This is a genomic window from Pantoea sp. S61, from assembly GCF_016625145.1.
Classification (GTDB): domain Bacteria; phylum Pseudomonadota; class Gammaproteobacteria; order Enterobacterales; family Enterobacteriaceae; genus Pantoea; species Pantoea rwandensis_B.
In genome coordinates this window covers 1-218 of the sequence record NZ_JACVUO010000075.1, presented here as the reverse complement: position 1 = coordinate 218, position 218 = coordinate 1, and the positions used below count along the sequence as shown (strand labels likewise).

1 protein-coding gene is annotated in these 218 nt (G+C 59.2%); it reads left to right on the top strand.

From position 1 onward, the window contains the following. On the top strand, positions 1–172 hold a 172-nt coding region (locus IAE30_RS29915), incomplete at its 5' end, for a biofilm development regulator YmgB/AriR family protein (protein WP_234472913.1). Positions 173–218: the final 46 nt, after the last annotated feature.

Genomic DNA, 218 nt, shown 5'->3' with positions numbered 1-218 from the left:
GGACGCCGTCATCCGCGACATCGTTATTCACGGCAAAAAGGTCACCAGCAAAGCGATCATTCTTTATCTTGTCGCCGAGCTCGAGAGCACATCCGACGTGGTCCAGCTTGACGTGCTTCGCAGCGCGCTGGAAATCGTGGTGGGCAAAACGCCCGACGACGAAGGCTTCTGAGGCTACTTCTGCTGTGTGACGTGCGCGGCAGACAGCGCAGCCGGTG